Raw genomic sequence first — 22,223 nt, forward strand, 5'->3', positions numbered from 1 at the left:
CAGTATCAAGAAATGCAGGGATTCCGGGTGTTTAGCCGCGGAAGCCGGTGGCGATCACATAAGACTCCGCCGAATCCGCGCGGCTGGCCGGCGGTTTGACATGCCGCACGCTGCGGAAATCCCGCTTCATCGTATTCAGCATCTCGTTCTCGCTGCCGCCACGCAGCACCTTGGCGAGGAAGACGCCGCCCGGATTGAGCACGCGGCGGGCAAAATCCAGCGCCAGCTCGCACAACAGCATGATGCGGATATGGTCGGTCTGGCGGTGGCCGGTGGCCGGTGCGGCCATGTCCGACAGCACCAGGTCGGCCTTGCCGCCCAGCGCCTCGATGATCTTCAGATCAGCGCCTTCCTCCAGGAAATCCTGCTGCATCAGCGTGGCGCCGACGATGGGATCGACCGGGTTGATGTCGACGCCCAGCACGAAGCCGCGCCCCTTCTCGCCCTCAGCCGATTTCACGCGCTTGACCGCCACCTGCGTCCAGCCGCCCGGCGCCGCGCCGAGATCGACCACACGCATGCCCGGCTTGAGCAGTTTGTATTTCTCATCCAGCTCGATCAGTTTGAAGGCGGCGCGGCTGCGCCAGCCATCCACTTTCGCGGCGGCCACATAAGGATCGTTGAGCTGGCGCCGCAGCCATTTCGCCTGACCGACCGTGCGGCCGCGCGCGGTCTTCACGCGCACCTTGACGCCTGCCTTGCGTGGAGGTTGTGCCATCAGCGTCGCCTCCAGCCGTTATGCCGGCCGCCGTCGCCAATCTGGCGGCGCTGGCCCATCAACTCGACCAGCACGCCCTCGCGCACGCCACGGTCGGCGACGCGCAGCCGCGTGGCCGGCCAGAAACGATACAGTGCCTCAAGGATGGCGCAGCCGGCCACCACCAGATCGGCGCGTTCCTCGCCGATGCAGGGATGCAGTGCGCGTTCGGGCACGCTGATCGAGGCCAGCCGGCGCGACTGCTCAATCACGGTGGGGAATTCCAGCCAGCAGCCATCGACATATCGGCGCTCGTAACGCGGCAGGTTGAGATGCACGCCGGCCAGCGTGGTGACGGTGCCGGACGTGCCCAGCACCTGGATCTGGCCTGACAGCAGCTTCTGCGACAGGGCGTGTTTGACCTCGAACGGACGCAGTTCATCGGCCACCAGATCGATCATCTGCGCGTAAGAGCCGCTCTGTATATCGCCGGGACCGAAGCGTTCGGTCAGGTTGACGACGCCGAAAGGCAGCGAGATCCAGTCGATCACATCGGTGCGGCCACCGCCGAGCAGTCGCGCCCAGAGGATTTCGGTCGAGCCGCCGCCGATATCAAAGACGATGGCTTCGCGATGCGGCGGCTCCAGCAGCGGCGCGCAGCCGTTCAGCGCCAGCCGGGCTTCCTCGGCCGTCGAGATGATGTCGAGGCTGATGCCGGTGGCGGTCTTCACCTCATGCAGGAATTCGTTGCCGTTGGCGGCGCGGCGGCAGGCCTCGGTGGCGACGGCGCGCGCAGACGACACGCCGCGACGCGCCATTTTCTCGGAACAGATCTTCAGCGCCTCGATGGTGCGCGCCATGGCGGCATCCGACAGGCGACCGGATACGCTGAGCCCCTCGCCCAGGCGCACGATGCGGGAAAACGCCTCGATGACGCGAAAACCATCGCGAACCGGCCGCGCGATCAGCAGGCGGCAGTTGTTGGTCCCGAGGTCGATGGCGGCGTAGACCGGTGCCGGCTCAGACGCCGCCTGCACTCCGGCCGCGCCGGCGCCCGGCCGGGAAACGGGAGAATCCGTGCTCACAGAATTGGTCCTCGCGCCTGACGGGCTTCGCAGCCTCGCGGACGGCCCAGCCGGCGCAATAGAAGTTGACGATCATGGGGGGAGTGTAGCGCGACAGGGCCGCCACTGTAAGACCCTCACCCCTCCCGGCCGCGAGCCGGAAGGGGTGAAGTCAGCGTCAGTTGGTCGATTTGCCGCCCGGAGTATTATGACCCGGCACGGCGAAGACCTGACCCGGATAGATCATGTCCGGATCGGTGATCTGGCTCTGGTTGGCCCGGTAGATTTCGGTATAGCGCGGGCCCTGGCCGTAAACCTGGCGGGCAATACGCCACAGGCTGTTGCCCGGCTGCACGATGATGCTATTGCCGCTGGCGTCGAATTTCACGTCTTCGGGCCGGGCACGGCTGAACGGCATTTCCAGACGCGAGGCGACCTTGCCGCCGGCCTGCTCGACCTGGTCGACACGCAGCGAGTAGATGCCCGGATCGACGGCCTTGTCGGGCCGCATGCGCCAGGTGCCCTTGTCATCGGCAGTGGCGACGCCGATCGGCTCGTTATTCAGATAGATCTGCACGGTCGAACCCGGCTGGGCGCGGCCCGAGAGGATCAGGTTGCCGGCCTGGTCGTATTCGATGGCATCCAGCGCCAGCCCCTTGCGGGCCGGATCGAGCGGGCCGTCCGGCCGCTGCAGCAGGCGGCTGGCACCCTTCAGCGGGGTGAGCACGGCAATCGCCTGCTCGCCGCCTTCGCCCGGCTGGCACTCCGGCACCACGGCAACGACATTGGCCTCGGCCTTGATCGGCTCCTGGCCCTGCATCTGCGATTCCAGCGTGAATTCCTGATTGCCGCGTTCCAGCGGCAGGTCGGGCACCAGCACCCATTCGCCGCGCGTATCGGCGGTGACACGGCCAAGCTCGCGCTGACCGGTCTTCACCACCACCACCGAGCCGGCCATGGCACGGCCGGCGAAAACGGAGGTGCAGTTGCGGCTGATGCGCACCACATCGAAGCTGGGCGGGGCCTTGGCCACGCTGTCGGGCGATGGCGCCACAGGGGCGGCCGGCACCGGCGGAGGGGGAATGTTTGCCGTCGGCGTCATGCCCCGCTTGTTGGGGTCGGCGCCGAAAAAGATCACGGCCAGGATACCCAGGACCGCTGCAGCAAGAAGGATGAAGAAGAAACGACTTCCGCGCACCAGCTTGTCCCGGTTATCTAAATTGTGAACGACGCGAGAGATTAAGTCCTCGCCCCCAGACCCGCAACACCTCTAACTTGTCCAGCGTTTGCAAATCCTTACGATTGCGCCGCAAAAAGCCCCTGGAACCAGCCCATGACCATAGAAACGCCCGGCATCGCCTCTGGTTCGGCCCCTGTACAGGCCAGGATCACGGTTTGGGACCTGCCAACCCGCCTGTTCCACTGGGCGCTGGTGCTGCTGGTGATCGCTATGGTCTGGACCGGCTGGACCGGCAAGCTCGAACTGCACATGACCCTGGGCCAGGCGGTGCTGTCGCTGGTGCTGTTCCGCCTCGTCTGGGGCTTTACCGGAAACCGCTACGCCCGCTTCACCGAATTCGTCACCGGGCCAATCAGCTGCCTGCGCTATCTGGGCTCGCTGTTCAGCAGTTCAAGCGGTCAGCATGTCGGCCATAACCCGGCCGGCGGCTATGCCGTCCTGGCCATGCTTGTGCTGCTGGCAGTGCAGGCTGGATCAGGACTGTTCACCAGCGACGACATCTTCACCGATGGGCCACTGTTCTCCAAGGTGTCGAGCGCGACGGGATCGCTGCTCAGCACCGTCCATCGCCGCACGATCTGGATCCTGCTCGGCGTGATCGGCCTGCATCTGCTGGCCAATGTGTTCTATCTTGTGGTGAAGAAGAACGATCTGATCAGTCCGATGGTGACCGGCCGCAAACTCGCGCCGGCAGCGGCCGATGCCGGCCGTGGCGGCCATCCGCTGCTGGCGCTGGTGATCCTGGCCGTCTGCGCGGCGATCGTCTTCGGCGGCATCGCCCTCGTAAAATAAAAGCTGGGTGAAATAAAAAAAGGCGCAGCTTGCCGCCGCGCCTTTTTCACAATCGGATAACCGCCGATCAATCGGCGCGGAAAGCCTTGTGGCAAGTGCCGCAGGCACCGCCCATGGCGCCGAAGGCCGCCTTCAGCGCGGCGGCATCGCCCGCCTTGCCGGCAGCGGCAACAGCCGTGGCCTTGCCTTCGAGATCCTTCATGCCGGCCTCGAACTGCGCCCAGTTGGCCCAGATTTCCGGCTTGGCCTTGGTGTTGCCCTTGTCGGAGCCCGGCGGGAAATGCTGCAGCTGCCTGGCCGCCTGCTGGGCAATCGCTTCGGCCGCTGCCACGGCGCCCGACGGCGCGCTGTTGTCATCGACCACTTTCTTGATGGCGCCCGCGGACACGCGGAACACCTGGAAACCGTCCTTGCGGGCCTTGATGTGGTCGTCGGCTGACTGGGCAAAGGCCAGACCGCCGACCGACATCATTGCAAGACCCAGCGTCGCCGCCAGGACTGCCTTGTGCCAAGTAGCCATTCTTATGATCCCCTCGTTGAAACCCGTCTGCTGGAACGGGCGATTCACTCTATACCGGCCGCCACGAAATGAGCGACAAGTCCTTACGCCCTCACGAAAAATTTAAAGCCACCGGTTTCCATCCGGAACCCGCCATTTTTCCGGCCATTTTAACTGGCATCCATGGGCGGAATCAGCTACCCATCCCCACCCCGCAAACACCGCCTCCCCGTATCGGATCCGTCTTTACATGACCGCCATTCGCTCCGTCTGTGTCTATTGCGGCTCAAGCCTCGGCGAGAGCAACGTCTACACGGCCCAGGCCCAGATTCTGGGCCAGCGGCTGGCGGAGAACGGCATCCGCCTGATCTATGGCGGCGGCCGCATCGGCCTGATGGGCGTGGTGGCCGATGCCGTCATGAAGGGCGGCGGCGAAGTCGTCGGCATCATCCCCAATCACCTGCACGACTGGGAAGTGGGCCATACCGGCCTGACCGAACTGCATGTCGTCGACAGCATGCACACGCGCAAGCGCATGATGGTCGAGATGTCGGATGCCTTCATCGCCCTGCCCGGCGGCCTGGGCACGCTGGACGAATTCTTCGAGATCATCACCTGGCGCCAGCTCAAGCTGCATGACAAGCCGGTGCTGGTGCTCAACACCGAGGATTACTGGCATCCGCTGATGGCGCTGATCGAGACCGTGATCGAGCGCGGCTTTGCCCGCCGCACCGCCACCACGCTCTACACCGTGGTCGAGGATGCGGAAGCGGTGATCGCCGCCCTGCTGGCCGAGCCGCCGCCGGAACACGCCGCGCGCACCAGCAAAATCTGAGGTCAGGCCCCGTCTGCGGGCCTGAATTGACCTTTTCTCGCCCCCGCTAAAGTTTAAATCCACCCGTCCGGCGGGGGCTTAAGGCTTCTCGCCCTGCACCCCGTTTGCTAGGGTCCGGGCCATCACGAAGTCCGTAAACCTGAGCCTGTGGAGGGAGCCTTTTATGGCGAAGATCAAGGTCAAAAATCCGGTCGTCGAGCTCGACGGCGACGAGATGACCCGCATCATCTGGAAGTTCATCAAGGAGAAGCTGATCCTGCCGTATCTGGACGTGGATCTGCTCTACTACGATCTCGGCGTCGAATACCGCGACCAGACCAACGACCAGGTCACCATCGACAGCGCCCAGGCCATCCTGAAGCACGGCGTCGGCGTCAAATGCGCCACCATCACGCCGGACGAACAGCGCGTGACCGAGTTCAAGCTGAAGGAAATGTGGAAGTCGCCGAACGGCACGATCCGCAACATCATCGGCGGCACGATCTTCCGCGAGCCGATCATCTGCAAGAACGTGCCGCGTCTGGTGCCGCACTGGAACGACCCGATCGTGGTCGGCCGCCATGCTTTCGGCGACCAGTATCGCGCCACCGACTTCCGCTTCCCCGGCAAGGGCACGCTGACGATCAAGTTCGTCGGCGAAGACGGCAAGATCATCGAGAAGGAAGTCTTCAAGGCTCCCGGCAGCGGCGTCGCCATGGCGATGTACAACCTCGATGACTCGATCCGCGACTTCGCCCGTTCCAGCATGAACTACTCGCTGGTGCGCGGCTGGCCGCTGTACCTGTCGACCAAGAACACGATCCTCAAGGCCTATGACGGCCGCTTCAAGGATCTGTTCGAGGAAGTGTTCGAGAAGGAATTCGCCGACCAGTTCAAGAAGGCCGGGATCACTTACGAACACCGCCTGATCGACGATATGGTCGCCTGCGCGATCAAGTGGTCGGGCAAGTTCGTCTGGGCCTGCAAGAACTACGACGGCGACGTGCAGTCCGACGTGGTGGCGCAGGGCTTCGGTTCGCTCGGCCTGATGACGAGCGTGCTGATGACTCCCGATGGCAAGACCGTCGAAGCCGAAGCCGCCCATGGCACGGTGACGCGTCACTATCGCGAGCACCAGGCGGGTCGCGAGACCTCGACCAACCCGATCGCCTCGATCTTCGCCTGGACGCGCGGCCTGATGCATCGCGCCAAGCTGGACAACAATGCCGATCTGGACAAGTTCGCCCAGACGCTGGAGAAGGTCTGCATCTCCACCGTGGAAGCCGGCTTCATGACCAAGGATCTCGCGATCCTGATCTCGAAGGACCAGCCCTGGCTGACGACCCAGAAGTTCCTCGACAAGATCGACGAGAACCTCAAGACGGCCCTGGCGGCGTAAGCCACGCCATCTCAAAGGCCTGTCAGACGGCGGGGGGAGATAATCCCTCCGCCGTTTTTCGTTGCTCCAGCCGCTCCGCCGCCAGGCGGTCGATATGCTCCTTGATGGTGGGATGCACCTGCAGCAGCCGCTGGAAATCCGTGACCTCCAGCGCCAGCAGGCGGCAGTCGGTGATGGCGCTGACCGTGGCGGTGCGGTCGGTGCGGCGCAGCAGCGCGATCTCGCCGAAATGCTGGCCGGACCCCAACACCACCGGCTTAGGCAGAATCTCCACCTCTACTTCGCCCGCCATGATGAAGAACATCGCCTCGGCGCGTTCGTCCCTGCGCACGATGGCGGTGCCTGACGGCACCACCTGCGGCTTTAGCAGGCTGGCGATCTCGGCGATCGAACTGGCATCGAGATTGTGGAACAGCGGCAGAGACGCCACCGCGCGCCAGGTGACCATAAACTCGCGGCGCTTGATCTCCTCGGCGAAACCTGACGCCAGCAAACCGGCGGGAATGGCGATGGTGCCGACGCCTATCAAGATGATCACGCCATTGAAGATTTTGCCCAGCGGCGTGATCGGGATCATGTCGCCATAGCCGACCGAGCCGACGGTGACGATGCCCCACCACAGCGCCTTGGGGATCGAGCCGAACACCTCGGGCTGCGCATCGTGTTCCAGCATGTACATGATGCACGACGCCACCACCAGCAGCACGCCTGCCGCGCCCAGAGCCGCGGTCAGGCCGCGCGCTTCGCGCCGCAGCACTGCCGCCACCAGCGGGAGGCCGGGCGTGTAGCGCGCCAGCTTGAACAGGGTGAACATCTCGGTGGCGAGAAACAGGTCACGCGGGAACGGCACCACCAGATTGAGCCAGAACGGCAGGATCACCAGCAGATCGACGACGCCGAGGAAGGAGCTCATATAACGCCGCCGCATGGTCGTCGCGCCGACCCGGCCGCTATGGGCATAGGCCGGCGCGATCCAGATGCGCAGCAGGTATTCGGCGGTGAACAGGATATCGGTGGCTTCGCGCAGGCGGTCACACCAGAAGACGGTGCGCGCATCGAGGCCCGGCACGGTGACCAGCATGATGGCGGCCGCACAGGCAAAGACACTGATGATGATCAGCGTCGAGAGCAGCCGATGACCGATACGCGCATCGCGGCGATCATCCGCCAGCAGATCGAAGCAGATCCGGCGCCAGTCTGTTTTTGACATTGCGCCGGTGCCTTTCCGTGATTACGCGGCCTTGCCGATCTGTTCGGCGATGGCCTCCAGCGCCTTCGCGGCACCCGACGGATCGGCGCCGCCGCCTTGCGCGAAATCGGGCCGGCCGCCGCCGCCTTGTCCACCAATCAGAGGTGTCGCGATCTTCACCAGCTCGGCCGCATTGATCTTGCCCGTCAGGTCGTTCGACACGCCGACCACCACCGACACCTTGCCGTCAGCGACAGAGGTCAAAGCTACGACACCGGAGCCGATTTCCTTCTTGATGGCATCAACCATGCCGCGCAGGTCCTTGGCCGGCACGCCGTCGAGGCTGCGCGCGGCATATTTCACGCCGTTCACATCCTTGACCTGCGGACCACCCGAGCCGCCGCCGGTCGCGAGCTGCTTGCGCAATTCGGAGAGTTCGCGCTCCAGCTTGCGGCGCTCTTCAATGAGCGCAGTGATGCGCTGCGGCACTTCCTTCGGCTGCGCCTTCAGCACATCGGCGGCGGCCTGCAGCATGCCTTCCTGTTCGAGGAAGTAATGCCGCGCGGCTTCGCCGGTCAGCGCCTCGACGCGGCGCACGCCGGCCGCGACCGCGCCCTCGCCCACGATCTTGAACAGCGCGATGTCGCCGGTACGCTTCACATGCGTGCCGCCGCAGAGTTCGGTCGAGTAATCCTTGCCGTCGTCGAGCTTGCCCATCGAGAGCACGCGGACCTCGTCGCCATATTTCTCGCCGAACAGCGCCATGGCGCCGGCGGCAATCGCCTCATCCGGCGTCATCAGCCGCGTGGTGACGGCATCGTTCTGCCGGATCATCTCGTTGACCTCGGCTTCCACCGCCTGCAGCTCGGCACCGGTGATCGCCTTGGGATGACTGATGTCGAAGCGGAAGCGATCCGGCGACACCAGCGAGCCCTTCTGCGTGACATGGTCGCCCAGCCTGCGGCGCAAGGCGGCATGCAGCAGATGCGTGGCGGAATGGTTCGACGCAATCGCGCCGCGGCGCGTGGCATCCACGGTCAGGATCGCCATGTCATCGACCTTGAGCGTGCCTTCGGTCACCTTGCCGAGATGGGCATGCAGCGCGCCGAGTTTCTTCTGCGTGTCGCTGATCTCTACTTTGGCGCCGCCAGCCGTGGTGATCATGCCGCTGTCGCCCTGCTGGCCACCGGACTCACCGTAGAACGGCGTCTGGTTCAGCACGATGGCAACTTCGGTGCCGGCCTTCGCCTCGTTCACCGGCTGGCCGGCGACAACGATGGCATCGATACGACCTTCGGCCGACTGCGTGTCGTAGCCGAGGAATTCGGTGGCGCCCTTGTCTTCCCTGATCTCGAACCAGACCTTCTCGGTCGCGGCCTCGCCCGACCCGGCCCAGGCCTTACGCGCCTCGGCCTTCTGCGCCGCCATCGCGGTCTGGAAGCCGTCGAGGTTCACGTTGATGCCGCGCGGACGCAGCGCATCCTGCGTCAGGTCCAGCGGGAAGCCGAAGGTGTCGTAGAGTTTGAACGCGGTTTCGCCCGGCAGCATGTCGCCCTTGCTCATGCTGGCGGTGGCTTCGTCGAGCAGCCGGAGGCCGCGATCCAGCGTCTGCTTGAAGCGGGTCTCTTCCAGCTTCAGCGTCTCGGCGATCAGTGCTTCGGCGCGGCCGAGTTCGGGATAGGCGCGGCCCATCTCCGACACCAGCGTCGGCACCAGGCGGTGCATCAGCGGCTCCTTGCAGCCCATCAGCTGGGCATGGCGCATGGCGCGGCGCATGATGCGGCGCAGCACATAGCCGCGGCCTTCATTCGACGGCAGCACCCCATCGGCGATCAGGAAGCAGGACGAGCGCAGATGGTCGGCCACCACGCGATGGCTCACCTTGTGCGCGCCGTCCGGATCGGTGCTGGACGCATCGGCCGAGGCCTCGATCAGCGCACGCATCAGATCGATGTCATAATTGTCGTGCTTGCCCTGCATCACGGCGGTGATGCGTTCCAGGCCCATGCCGGTATCGATGGACGGTTTCGGCAGGCTGACGCGCTGCTCCTTCGTCACCTGCTCGAACTGCATGAAGACGAGATTCCAGATCTCGATATAGCGGTCGCCATCGGCTTCCGGCGTCCCCGGCGGGCCGCCCCAGATCTTGTCGCCGTGGTCGTAGAAGATTTCCGAACAGGGGCCGCAAGGGCCGGTATCGCCCATGGCCCAGAAGTTGTCGGAGGTGGCGATACGCACGATGCGGCTCTCGGGCACGCCGATCTTTTTCCAGATATCGAAGGCCTGGTCGTCGTCGTGATAGACGGTGACCCAGAGCTTCTCCTTGGGCAGGCCGTAGTCTTTGGTGATCAGGTTCCAGGCGAGCGGGATCGCATCGTCCTTGAAGTAATCGCCGAAGGAGAAATTTCCGAGCATCTCGAAGAAGGTGTGATGCCGCGCGGTGTAACCCACGTTATCCAGGTCGTTATGCTTGCCGCCGGCGCGCACGCATTTCTGCGAGGTGGTGGCGCGCGTGTAAGGACGCTTCTCCTGGCCGGTGAAGACATTCTTGAACTGCACCATGCCCGCGTTGGTGAACATGAGCGTCGGGTCGTTGCGCGGCACCAGCGGCGACGACTCGACCACGCTGTGCCCGTTCTTGGCAAAGTAGTCGAGGAAGGCCTGGCGGACATCGCTGGCGGAGGACATGGACTTCGCACCCCTGGTCGGTGGCGCCCGGCTGGACCGGGTCGCCTTGTCGTTTGCTGGTCAGATTGTCACGAGCCGGACCCCATCCGGCAAGCGACCTGTCTTAACGGTCTGCCCTTTCCCTGTCCAGCCGGCATGCGGCCAGTTAAGTCCTTGGTCGGATAGGGAATTGCCCGTAAATCGGCCGGCCCTGCCGGCCACCCTGTCCGATCTTCGCGCCGCTTCGCCCGTGTTCGCAGCGCTTCGCCAGTGTTCGTAGCGCTTCGCTGGTGTTCGTGGCGCTTCGCGCGTGTTCGCCAGCGTTCGTACGGCTTCGTGGCGGTTCGCTGGTGTTCGGACGGCTTCGCCGCCGGAACCGCCGGCCCGGCAACGGGCCAACAGGAACATTTAGGGTCCGGACGGTCACATTCAAGGGACAAAAAAACCCGGTATCGCGCGAGCGATACCGGGGTCCATGGAGGAGAGAACTTCTCCCCTGCCAGATAGCGCCCGGCGGCCGGAAGGCAACCGGGTTCCGGAGCCGAAGGAGGCAAAAAATAACCCCGGCAGCGAGGTCCGCTGCCGGGGCTTTGCCCATGGAGGAGAATAACTCAGGCGCCGTGGTTTACCGGCGTTGAGCGGGGCGAAACTGTTTACTCGGCGTCCTCCGCCTCGCCCGCATCCGGGCCGGCGTCGATGGCGGCCGCGACGATGCCGGTGTTGGCCTTGATCGCGGCTTCGATACGATTGGCAACCTCAGGGTTTTCCTTGAGGAAGGTCTTGGCAGCCTCGCGGCCCTGGCCGATGCGCTGGCTGTCGAACGAGAGCCAGGAGCCCGACTTCTCGACCACATTGGCCTTCACGCCGAGGTCGATCAGTTCGCCGGTCTTGGACACGCCCTCGCCATACATGATGTCGAAATCGACCACCTTGAACGGGGGCGCCACCTTGTTCTTGACCACCTTCACGCGGGTCTGGTTGCCGACCACCTCGTCGCGGATCTTGATCGCGCCGATGCGGCGGATATCGAGACGGACCGAGGCATAGAACTTCAGCGCATTGCCGCCGGTGGTGGTTTCCGGGCTGCCGAACATCACGCCGATCTTCATGCGGATCTGGTTGATGAAGATGACCATGCAGTTCGACTTGGAGATCGAGGCGGTCAGCTTGCGCAAAGCCTGGCTCATCAGGCGGGCCTGCAGGCCGACATGGGTGTCGCCCATCTCGCCTTCGAGTTCGGCCTGCGGCACCAGGGCGGCGACCGAGTCGATGACCAGCACGTCGATGGCGCCCGAGCGGACCAGGGTATCGGCGATTTCCAGCGCCTGCTCACCGGTATCGGGCTGCGAGATCAGCAGCTCTTCGATATTCACACCGAGCTTGCGGGCATAGGACGGGTCGAGCGCATGTTCGGCGTCGACGAAGGCGCAGGTGCCGCCCTTCTTCTGGGCCTCGGCCACGACATGCAGCGCGATGGTGGTCTTGCCCGAGCTTTCCGGACCGTAGACTTCAACGATACGGCCCTTGGGCAGGCCGCCGATCCCCAGCGCGATATCCAGGCCGAGCGAGCCGGTGGAAATGGCTTCGACTTCCATGCTCTGGCGCTGGCCGAGCTTCATCACCGAGCCCTTGCCGAAATTGCGCTCGATCTGCGAGAGCGCAGCTTCCAGAGCCTTACCCTTATCCATGTTCTCTTTTTCCACGACGCGAAGTGAGGGGGACGACATTTGCGAGCATCCTTTCATGGGGGCCGGTGAATTGCAATTATACGCCGTTCTGACCCCATATGTTCTCATATCGTTGCCGTTGTCCAGCGAAAAATATGCCCCTCTGTATGTGCCTGATATTTATGGAATATTCCCCTGATGTTCTCATAAGACCGCCGCCCCGTTCCGGTCTGTTCGGCAGCAGGCGATTCTCTGGCGGCCAGGCTTACGATGCCTCTGCCTGGCCGGTCTGTCGGCCCAAACCCGGTCTTTTGAACGGATAAGAAGGTGCGATTTCGCCATATCATGGCGAAGCATCAAAGCCAATACATCCAGAAGTAATGCCGCGACTCGGTCAGGCCGGGCGGTTGGACGGTGCTCAGAGCACCCGCAGCCAAGCCCAGTACTGCCACCACTGCATGGCGCCGACCTGCTGCTGCGTGAAGGCATTCGCCTGCGCGGAGCTGAGGCCGAGGATGTCGCCGACGCCGAGACCGCTGATCGCGGTGGTCGAGATCGCGGCGATCTGCGAGGTCGTGAAGGCCTGGATCTGCGTGCGGTACAGCTCGTTCACGTCGGTCGAGCGCAGGCCGGCGATCTGGGTGGTGCTCAACGCCAACACCTGCGACGAGGTCAGCGCGCGCGCCTGGGTGCCGCTCAGCGCATTCAGGTTGGTGGTGCTGAGCGTCTGCAGCTGCGACGTGGTCAGCGCGGCGACCTGGTCCGTATCCAGTTCGCCGATATCGGTGGTGCGCAGGTTGGCGATCTGCGACGAGGTCAGGGCGGCGATCTGCGAATTGGCCAGCGCCTGCACCTGCGTGGTGTTCAGCGCGTTGAAGTTGGTGCTGCCGAGCGCCTGGATCTGCGCCGTGGTCAGCGCCTGCACCTGCGCGGTGCCGAACTCGCCGATATCCGAGGTACGCAGGCCGGCGATCTGCGTCGAGGTCAGCGCCGCCACCTGCGTGGAGGCCAGCGCCTGGATCTGCGTCGTGGTCAGGGCATTCAGGTTGGTGGTGCTGAAGGACGCGATCTGCGTCGTCGTCAGGCCGCGCACCTGGTTCGTGCCCAGTTCGGCGATGTCGCCGGTGCCCAGACCGGCCAGCTGCGTCGTGGTCAGCGCCGCGATCTGCGACGTGGTCAGGGCAGCGACCTGCGTGGCCAGCAGCGCATTGAAGTTGGTGGTGCCGAGCGCCTGGATCTGCGCCGTGGTCAGCGCCTGGATCTGGCTGGTGCTCAGCTCGGCAATATCGGTGGTGCGCAGCCCGGCGATCTGCGTGGTGGTCAGCGCCTGGATCTGCGCGCTGCCCAGCGCGCGGGTCTGCGTCGTGCTGAAGGCATTCAGGTCGCCGGTTTCAAGCGCGGCCACCTGCGTGGCGGTCAGTGCGCCGATCTGCGAGGTGCCCAGCGCGCCGATCTGCGCCGTGGTCAGGGCGGCGATCTGCGTGGTGCCGAGTTCGGCGATGTCGCTGGTGCGGAGCGCGGCGATCTGCGCGGTGGTCAGCGCCGCGACCTGATCGGCGGACAGCGCCTGCACCTGCGTGGTGGAGAGCGCGTTCAGGTTGGTGGTGCTGAAGGCCTGCAGCTGGGTGGCAGTGAGCGCGCGGATCTGCGCGGTGCCCAGTTCGGCAATGTCGGTGGTACGCAGACCGGCGATCTGCGTGGTGGTCAGCGCCTGCACCTGTGCCGAGCCCAGCGCCTGCACCTGCGCGGTATTCAGCGCCTGCACGTTGGTGGTGTTGAGCGCCTGAACCTGCGCCGTGGTCAGCGCGGCAATCTGCGACGTCGTCAGTTCGCCGATCTCGGTGGTGCGCAGGCCGGCGATCTGCGTCGTGGTCAGGGCCTGGATCTGCGCGGTCGACAGCGCCTGCACCTGCGCGGTCGAGAAGGTGTTCAGGTTGGTGCTGCTCAGCGCCTGCACCTGCGCTGTCGTCAGCGCGGCAATCTGCGTGGTGCTGAATTCACCGATCTCGGTGGTACGGAGCCCGGCGATCTGGCTGGTGGTCAGCGCCTGGATCTGACTGGTGGTCAGCGCCGCAACCTGGTTGCCGTTCAGGGCGTTCAGCGCCGTGCTGGTCAGCGCCGCGATCTGCGTGGTGGCCAGCGCCGCCACATCCGTCGGCGTCAGCGCGCCGACCTGGGTGGCGTTCAGCGTGCCGATCTGCGCGGTGGTCAGCGCACGCAGCTGCGTCGTGGTCAGTTCGTCGATGTCGGTGGTGCGCAGGCCCGCGATCTGGCTGGTGGTGAGCGCCGCGATCTGCGTGGTGCCGAGCGCCTGGGCCTGCGTGGTGTTGAACGCATTCAGGTTGCCGCTGCCCAGCGCCTGCACCTGCGCCGAGGTCAGCGCGGCGATCTGCCCGGTGGTCAGCTCAGCAATATCTGTGGTGCGGAGCCCGGCGACCTGCGTCGTGGTCAGGGCCTGGATCTGCGTCGCACCCAGCGCCTGGGTCTGCGTCGTGCTCAGCGCGTTCAGGTTGGCGGTGCCGAGCGCCTGTACCTGCGCCGTGGTCAGCGCCGCGATCTGGCTGCTGGCCAGTTCGGCGATATCGGTGGTGCGCAGACCGGCAATCTGCGTCGTGGTCAGCGCGGCGATCTGCGAGGTGCCCAGCGCCTGCGTCTGGCTCGTCGAGAAGGCGTTCAGCGCCGAGCTGCTGAAGGCTGCGACCTGTGCCGGCGACAGTGCCGCGATGTCGGCCGTGCTCAGCGCGCCGACCTGGGTCGCATTCAGCGTGCCGATCTGCGTGGCGGTCAGCGCGGCAATCTGCGACGTCGTCAGTTCGGCGATGTCGGTGGTGCGCAGGCCCGCGATCTGGCTGGTGGTGAGCGCCGCGATCTGCGCGGTGCCCAGCGCCTGGGTCTGCGCCGTGGTCAGCGCATTCAGGTTGGTGGTGCTGAGCGCCTGCGCCTGCACGGTCGTCAGCGCGGCGATCTGCGAGGTGGTCAGCTCGCCGATCTCGGTGGTGCGCAGGCCCGCGATTTGCGCCGTGGTCAGGGCTGCGATCTGCGTCGCACCCAGCGCCTGGGTCTGCGCCGTGGTCAGCGCATTCAGGTTCGTGGTGCCGAGCGCCTGCACCTGCGCCGTGGTCAGCGCCGCGATCTGCGTGGTGGTCAGTTCGGCGATATCGGTGGTGCGCAGATTGGCGATCTGCGTGTTGGTCAGCGCGCCGATCTGCGACGTGGTCAGCGCCTGCGCCTGCGTCTGGGTCAGCGCGTTCAGGTTCGTGGTGCCGAGCGCCTGCAGCTGCGTGGCGGTCAGCGCCGAGACCTGGTCGGTATCGAGTTCGCCGATATCGGTGGTGCGCAGGCCCGCGATCTGGCTGGTGGTGAGCGCCGCGATCTGCTCAGCCGACAGCGTCTGCACCTGGGTCTGGTTCAGGCCATTCAGGGCCGAGGTGGTCAGCGCGGCGATCTGCGTGCCGGCCAGCGCCGACAGCGCCGCGGTGCTCAGGCCGCCGACCTGGGCCTCGGACAGCGCGCCGATCTGCGTGGTGGTCAGCGCGCGCAGCTGCGTCGTGGTCAATTCGGCGATATCGGTGCCGCGCAGGCCGGCAATCTGCGTGTTGGTCAGCGCGCCGATCTGCGCGGAGGTCAGCGCCTGCGCCTGCGTCGTGTTGAAGGCATTCAGGCTGGTGGTGCTGAGCGCGCGGATCTGCGTGGTGGTCAGCGCCGCGACCTGGTCGGGCGTCAGTTCGGCAATATCAGTGGTGCGCAGGCCGGCGATCTGGCCTGTGGTCAGCGCGCCGATCTGCGCGGAGGTCAGCGCCTGCGCCTGCGTCTGGCTCAGCGCGTTCAGGTTACTGGTGCCGAGCGCCTGCACCTGCGCCGTGGTCAGTGCAGCAACCTGCTCGGCGCTCAGTTCGGCGATGTCCGTGGTGCGCAGGCCGGCGATCTGGCTGGTGGTCAGCGCGGCAATCTGCGACGTGCTCAACGCGGCGGCCTGCGTGGCCGACAGCGCGTTGAGGTTGGCGGTGCCGAGCGCCTGCAGCTGCGTGGCGGTCAGCGCCGAGATCTGGTCGGTGTCGAGTTCGCCGATATCGGTGGCGCGCAGGCTGGCAATCTGCGTCGTGGTCAGCGCGCCGATCTGTTCGGCCGACAGCGCCTGTACCTGGTCCGTCGTCAGCGCATTCAGCGCCGAGGTGGTCAGCGCCGCGATCTGCGTGCCCGCCAGCGCCGACAGTGCCGTGGTGCTCAGCGCACCGACCTGCGTTTCGTTCAGCGTGCCGATCTGCGCGGCGGTCAGTGCCGCGATCTGTGTCTCGGTCAGTTCTTCGATATCGGTGGCGCGCAGGCCGGCGATCTGTCCGGTGGTCAGCGCCTGGATCTGGCTGGTGGCCAGCGCCTGCGCCTGCGTCGTGTCGAAGGCATTCAGGTTGGCCGTGCCCAGCGCCTGCACCTGCACCGTGGTCAGCGCGGCGATCTGGTCGGCGCTCAGTTCGCCGATATCCCCGGTGCGCAGCGCACCGATCTGCGTGGTGGTCAGGGCGGCAATCTGGCTGCCGGCCAGGGCCTGGATCTGGCTGGTCTCCAGCGCATTCAGCGCGGTGGTGGTGAGCGCGGCCAGCTGCGTGCCGGTCAGGCCGGAAACCTGATCCGGACTCAGCGCGCCGACCTGGGTCTCATTCAGCGTGCCGACCTGCGACGTGGTCAGGCCAGCGAGCTGCGTCGCGCCCAGTTCGGCGATATCGGTGACGCGCAGGCCGGCGATCTGCGTCGTGGTCAGCGCGGCAACCTGATCCGAGCTCAGTGCCTGCGCCTGGGTGGTGGCGAAGGCGTTCAGCGCGGTGGTGCTCAGCGCGCGCAGCTGCGACCCGGTCAGGGCGGCAACCTGCTGCGTGGACAGCGCGGCGATCTGGGTTTCGTCCAGCGCGCCGATCTGCGTGGCGGTCAGCGCGGCGATCTGGCTGGTGCCCAGTTCGGCGATATCTTCGGCGCGCAGGCCGGCAATCTGGCTCGTGCTCAGCGCGGCGACCTGGTCGGCCGTCAGAGCCTGCACCTGCGCGGTGGTCAGCGCCTGAATCTGCGCCGTGGTCAGTTCGCCGAGATCTGTGTTGCGTAGCCCGGTGATCTGCGTCGTGGTCAACGCGGCGACCTGGCTGGTCGAGAGCGCCTGCGCCTGCGAGGTGCTGAACGCATTCAGCGCCGTGGTGCTGAGCGCCTGCAGCTGCGTGCTGGTCAGCCCGCTGATAGCGCTGGTGCTGAGCGCGCCGATCTGCGTGGCGGTCAGCCCGCCGATCTGCCCCGCGCCGAGTTCGGCGATGTCGCTGGCGCGCAGGCCCGTGATCTGCGTGGTGGTGAGCGCGGCGACCTGTTCCGAAGTCAGCGCCTGCGCCTGCGAGGTATTGAACGCATTCAGCGCTGTGGTGCTGAGTGCTGCAATCTGCGTCGTGGTCAGCGCCGCGATCGCCTCCGGGCTCAGCCCGGCAATCTGGGTGTCGGTCAGCGCGCCGATTTGCGCCGTGGTCAGGGCGCGCAGCTGCGTGGTGCCGAATTCGGCAATATCATCGGCGCGCAGGCTGGCGATCTGCGTACCGCTCAGCGCCTGCACCTGCTCGGCCGTCAGGGCCTGCACCTGCGCCGCAGTGAGCGCCTGCACCTGCGCCGTATCCAGCTCACCGATATCGCCGGTGCGCAGGCCCGCGATCTGCGTGGCGGTCAGCGCCGCGATCTGGTCGGTACCCAGCGCCTGGGTCTGCGTGGTCGACAGGGCATTCAGCGCCGTGGTGCTGAGGGCGGCGACCTGCGTGGTGGCCAGCGCCGCCAGATCGGCGGTGTCGAAAGCGCCGACCTGCGTGGCGGTCAGCGCGCCGATCTGGCTGCTGCCGAGTTCGGCGATGTCGCCGGCGCGCAGACCATCGATCTGCGTGTTGGTCAGCGCCGCGACCTGCTCGGTGGTCAGCGCCCGCGCCTGCGACGTATTGAATGCATTCAGGGCCGCGGTGCTGAGCGCCGCGATCTGCGAGGTGGTCAGCGCGGCAATGGCGGTCGTGCTCAGGCCGGCGATCTGGGTTTCGTCGAGCGAGCCGATCTGCGTCGTGGTCAGCGCGCGCAGCTGCGTGGTGCTGAGTTCGGCGAGATCGCTGGCGCGCAGGCCATCGATCTGCGTGCCGGTCAGCGCCTGCAGCTGGGTTGCCGCCAGTGACTGCGCCTGCGTGGTCGACAGCGCATTCAGCGCCGTGGTGCTGAGCGCCGCGATCTGGCTGGTGCTGAGCGCCGCCAGCGCCGTGGTGGTGAGGCCGGAAATCTGGGTTCCGGTCAGCGCGCCGACCTGGGTGGTGGTCAGCGCGCGGATCTGCGTGGCGCCCAGTTCGGCGATATCGCCGGCGCGCAGGCCATCGACCTGCGTCGCGGTCAGCGCCTGCACCTGCGCGGTGGTCAGCGACTGGACCTGTGTGGTCGACAGTGCATTCACGGCCGAGGTGCTGAGCGCCGCGATCTGGCTCGGGCTGAGGGCGGCAAGCGCCGTCGTGGTGAGGCCGGAAACCTGGGTTTCGGTGAGCGCGGCGACCTGCGTCGTGGTCAGCGCCTGGATCTGCGAGGCACCGAACTCGGCGATATCCGTCGTACGCAGGCCGGCAATCTGCGTGGTGGTCAGCGACTGGACCTGCGCGGTCGACAGCACCTGCACCTGAGTGGCGGTCAACGCCTGCACCTGCGCGGTGCCAAGCTCGCCGAGATCGCCCGGCTGCAGGCCGGCGATCTGCGTATTGGTCAGCGCGGCAATCTGGCTCGAGGTCAGTGCCTGCGCCTGCGTCGTATTGAAGGCATTCAGGTTGGTGGTGCTGAGCGCGGCCACCTGCGTGGTGGACAGCGCGGCAATCGCCGTGGTGCTCAGGGCGCCGATCTGTGTCGTGGTCAGCGCGTCGATCTGCGACGTGCTGAGCGCCTTGATCTGCGTCGCCGTCAGGGCGCCGATCGCGTCGGCATCCAGCGCGCCGATCTGCGTCGGCGTCAGCGCGCCAATCTGTGTCGTGGTCAGCGCCTGCACCTGCGTGGTGTTCAGCGCATTCAGAACCGTGGTGGTCAGCGCGCCGACCTGCGTGGTGTTCAGCGCCGCCAGAGCTGCCGTGCCGAGGCCGCTGGCCTGGGTTCCCGTCAGCGCACCAACCTGCGCGGTAGACAGGCCGCCGAGATCGACCGGCTCAAGCGCCGCGACCTGCGTGGCGGTCAGGCCCGCGATCTGCGTGGTGGTCAGTTCGCCAAGATCGGTGGAGCGCAGGCCGGTGATCTGCGTTGAGGTCAGGCCGGCGATCTGCGACGTGCTCAGCGCCTGAATCTGGCCCTGGTTCAGCGCGTTCAGCGCAGAGGTGGTCAACGCGCCGAGCTGCGTGGACGAGAAGGCCGACAGCGCCGTCGTGGTCAGGCTGCCGACCTGGGTCTCGTTCAGGGCCGCGATCTGCGTGGTGGTCAGCGCCTTGACCTGCTCCGTGGTCAGTTCGGCGAAAGCAGCGGTGCCGAGCGCATTGCGCTGCGCCGTGGTCATCGCCTTGAGCTGCGCCGCCGTGAGGTTATTCACCTGCGTGGAATTGAAGCCGCCCAGCTGGGTCAGGCTCAGCACCTTTACCTGCTGGGCAGTGAGCGACTGGAGCTGCCCGGCATTCAGCGCGTTAATATCGGCAATCTCGAGCGCGGCGACCTGCGTCGTTGCCAGCGCCTTGATCTGCGTCACCGTGAACTCGCCGATATCGCTGGTCCGCAGGTCGATGACCTGCGCGATGCTCAGCGCCTTGATCTGCGGGATGGCCAGCGACTGGACCTGCGCCGTGGTCAGCGCGTTCAGATTCGTTGAGGTCAGGCCGCGAATCTGCGTTGACGTCAGGGCTTTGACCTGCGCTGTGCTCAGCTCGCCAATATCGCCGGTCGTCAGGGACGCAAGCTGCGACGACGTCAGGGCCCGGATCTGCCGCACCTGCAGCGCCTGCGTCTGCGCCGTGGTCAGCGCATTCAGATTCGTGGTGCTGAGCGCCTGCAACTGCGTCGACGTGAATCCCTTGATCTGCGTCGCGCTCAATTCAGCGATATCTGTCGTACGCAGGCCCGCGATCTGCGTGGCCGTCAGTGCCCCAAACAGCGGGCCGGTCAGCGCCTGGATCTGGGCCTCATTGAAGGCGTTCAGATTGGTCGTGGTCAGGGCGCGCAGCTGGGTCTTCGTCAGCGACTTGACGCGTGACGCGCTCAGTTCGCTGATATCTTCGCTGCGCAGGCTGGCAATCTGGGCCGTGGTCAGCGCGCCGAGCTGCGAAGCGGCGAACGCCTGCATCTGCGTGGTATTGAGCGCATTCAGGTTGGTGGTGGTCAGGGCTTGCAGCTGCGTGCCGGCGAACGCCTTGAGTTGCGTGACGGTCAGCTCGGCGATGTCGGTGGTCCGCAGGTTGGCGATCTGCGTCGATGTCAGGGCCTTCGCCTGGGCCCCGGTCAGCGCCCCGGTCTGGGTCGCGTCCAGCGCATTCAGGTTGGTCGTGCTGAGCGACTTCACCTGGGTGGCCGTCAATCCGGCAATGGCCGAGGCGGTCAGCGCCCGGATCTGGGTCTGTGTGAATTCTCCGAGCTGGCCTGGCGTTAAGCCCTTCGCCTGCGTCGCATTCAGGGTTCCGATCGCCGTCGTGGTCAGGGCCTGGATCTGCGTCTCGGTCAAAGCGCGGATCTGGTTCGAATTCAGCGCCTGGATCTGCGCCGTGCCGAATGCATTCAGATCTGTGGTTTCAAGCGCCGCGACCTGTCCGGTGGTCAGCCCCTTGATCTGCGTCGCCGTGAGTTCTGAAATATCAGCAGTGGCGAATGACGCAATCTGCGTGTTGCTGAGCGCGGCAATCTGATTGCCGGTCAGCACCCGGACCTGGGCTGCGTTGAAGGCGTTCAGGTTCGTCGTGGTCAGGGCGCCCAGTTGCGCCGACGACAGCGCCTTGACCTGCGACGAGGTCAGCTCGCCGATGTCAGCGACATTCAACGCCGAAATCTGCGTCGTGGTCAGTGAGCGGATCTGTCCCGGATCCAGCGCCTGCACCTGCGCAGTGCTGAGCGCATTCAGGCTGGTGGTCGACAGGTACTGCAGCTGGACCGGCGACAGCGCCTTGACCTGCGCCGTGGTCAATTCGCCGACATCCGCCGCCCGCAGGCCGGCAATCTGCGTCGTGCTCAGGACAGAAATCTGCTTGGGCGTCAGCGACTGGATCTGGGCCGTGTCGAGCGCATTCAGGTTGCTGGTGCTGAGCGCCTGCAACTGCGTGGGAAGCAGAGCCTTCAGCTGGGTTGTACCCAACTCGGCGATATCCGTGGTTCGCAGGCCAGCAATCTGCGTCTCGCTCAGCGCGGCAAACTGGCCGGCCGAGAGCACCCGTATCTGCGTCGTGTCGAGCGCATTCAGGTTGCTGATGCTGAACGCTTTCAGCTGGGCGCCGGACAATGCGGCGATTGCCGCGCTGCTCAGTTCGCCGACCTGGGCCTCATTCAATTGCGCGATATGGCTGCTGCTCAGTCCGCGCGCCTGCGTCGCATTCAGGGCCCCGACCAGCGTCGTGTTCAGCGCCTTGACCTGCGCTGTGCTCAAGCCGCTGATCTGAGTGGCCGCCAGCGCCTGAAACTGCGCGGTGCTGAACGCATTCAGGTCCGTGGTCTCAAACGCCGCGATCTGCGTGCTGGACAGGCCCTTGATCTGCGTAACGGTCAGCTCGGCAATGTCGCTCGACCGCAGGCCGGCAATCTGCGTGTTGGTCAGCGCCTTGATCTGCGTGGCCTTGAGCGCGCCCATCTGCGCAGAGTCGAGGTAAGTGATATTGGTCCCCAGCGCCTGCAGCTGCGAACCGGACAGAACCGAAAGCTGTGAGGCGTCGAAGACAAGCTGCGACGTGGTGAAATAGCCCAGTTGGGTGGGCGTGAGCGCCTTGATCTGCGCGCTCTTCAGCGCGTCGATCTGCGTCGTGTCGAGTGATGCAATGGCTTGCTGCGACAGCGCGGCGATCTGCGTCGACTTGAGCGACTGGATATCAGACGTGGTGAGGTCGTCGATCGCCGAGGCCGTCAGGCCTGCGATTTGTCCTGCTGAATAGGAGCTGACACTCGAAACCACCGAAGCGTCCCCAAACCCTCAAGCCAGCCGATGCCGTGTGGGCATCGACTCGAGCCTGCCTTTCGCCGCAACCCTACGACGATTCTGCCGGGCCGG

General features: G+C 65.6%; 11 protein-coding genes. 3 read left to right on the top strand and 8 right to left on the bottom strand.

The genetic code is table 11. The features are described from left to right. Positions 1-31: 31 nt before the first annotated feature. From FNB15_RS19750 to FNB15_RS19760, 3 genes are all read right to left on the bottom strand, one after another. Positions 32-718 carry an RlmE family RNA methyltransferase gene (locus FNB15_RS19750; RefSeq protein WP_144258370.1) on the bottom strand — a complete coding sequence of 229 codons (687 nt, stop codon included), beginning with the start codon at positions 716-718 and terminating at the stop codon, positions 32-34. After that, positions 718-1,782, bottom strand: a complete 1,065-nt coding sequence (locus tag FNB15_RS19755; RefSeq protein WP_246068735.1) for a Ppx/GppA phosphatase family protein — start codon at positions 1,780-1,782, stop codon at positions 718-720. The genes FNB15_RS19750 and FNB15_RS19755 overlap by 1 nt, the downstream gene beginning before the upstream one ends. A gap of 157 nt (positions 1,783-1,939) precedes the next feature. Further along, positions 1,940-2,959, bottom strand: coding sequence for a LysM peptidoglycan-binding domain-containing protein (locus FNB15_RS19760; RefSeq protein ID WP_144258371.1), 1,020 nt, complete (start codon positions 2,957-2,959; stop codon positions 1,940-1,942). A gap of 135 nt (positions 2,960-3,094) precedes the next feature. On the opposite strand from FNB15_RS19760, the gene FNB15_RS19765 reads away from it, so the two are divergent. Further along, positions 3,095-3,793: a cytochrome b/b6 domain-containing protein gene (locus FNB15_RS19765; RefSeq protein ID WP_144258372.1), complete on the top strand. Its 699-nt coding sequence runs from the start codon at positions 3,095-3,097 to the stop codon at positions 3,791-3,793. A 67-nt stretch (positions 3,794-3,860) separates the two neighbouring features. Here FNB15_RS19765 and FNB15_RS19770 read toward each other — a convergent pair whose 3' ends face one another. Continuing rightward, positions 3,861-4,313, bottom strand: coding sequence for a cytochrome c (locus FNB15_RS19770; protein WP_144258373.1), 453 nt, complete (start codon positions 4,311-4,313; stop codon positions 3,861-3,863). A gap of 229 nt (positions 4,314-4,542) precedes the next feature. On the opposite strand from FNB15_RS19770, the gene FNB15_RS19775 reads away from it, so the two are divergent. Together FNB15_RS19775 and FNB15_RS19780 are read left to right on the top strand one after the other, a co-directional pair. Continuing rightward, positions 4,543-5,127 carry an LOG family protein gene (locus FNB15_RS19775; protein WP_144258374.1) on the top strand — a complete coding sequence of 195 codons (585 nt, stop codon included), beginning with the start codon at positions 4,543-4,545 and terminating at the stop codon, positions 5,125-5,127. A 163-nt stretch (positions 5,128-5,290) separates the two neighbouring features. Continuing rightward, the gene (locus tag FNB15_RS19780) at positions 5,291-6,505 is read left to right on the top strand and encodes an NADP-dependent isocitrate dehydrogenase (RefSeq protein WP_144258375.1); all 1,215 of its coding nucleotides are present in this window, start codon (positions 5,291-5,293) and stop codon (positions 6,503-6,505) included. Positions 6,506-6,527: 22 nt separating this feature from the next. Here FNB15_RS19780 and FNB15_RS19785 read toward each other — a convergent pair whose 3' ends face one another. The 4 genes from FNB15_RS19785 to FNB15_RS21425 form a co-directional block, all read right to left on the bottom strand. Next, positions 6,528-7,715: a cyclic nucleotide-gated ion channel gene (locus FNB15_RS19785; protein WP_144258376.1), complete on the bottom strand. Its 1,188-nt coding sequence runs from the start codon at positions 7,713-7,715 to the stop codon at positions 6,528-6,530. Positions 7,716-7,736: 21 nt separating this feature from the next. Then, on the bottom strand, positions 7,737-10,382 hold the full coding sequence (gene alaS, locus FNB15_RS19790) for an alanine--tRNA ligase (protein ID WP_144258377.1): 2,646 nt from the start codon (positions 10,380-10,382) through the stop codon (positions 7,737-7,739). Between the two features lie 632 nt (positions 10,383-11,014). Then, positions 11,015-12,088: a recombinase RecA gene (gene recA / locus FNB15_RS19795; protein WP_144258378.1), complete on the bottom strand. Its 1,074-nt coding sequence runs from the start codon at positions 12,086-12,088 to the stop codon at positions 11,015-11,017. A gap of 358 nt (positions 12,089-12,446) precedes the next feature. Further along, positions 12,447-22,127, bottom strand: a complete 9,681-nt coding sequence (locus FNB15_RS21425) for a hypothetical protein (protein ID WP_144258379.1) — start codon at positions 22,125-22,127, stop codon at positions 12,447-12,449. Positions 22,128-22,223: the final 96 nt, after the last annotated feature.

The sequence above is a fragment of the Ferrovibrio terrae genome (assembly GCF_007197755.1).
Lineage (GTDB): Bacteria > Pseudomonadota > Alphaproteobacteria > Ferrovibrionales > Ferrovibrionaceae > Ferrovibrio > Ferrovibrio terrae.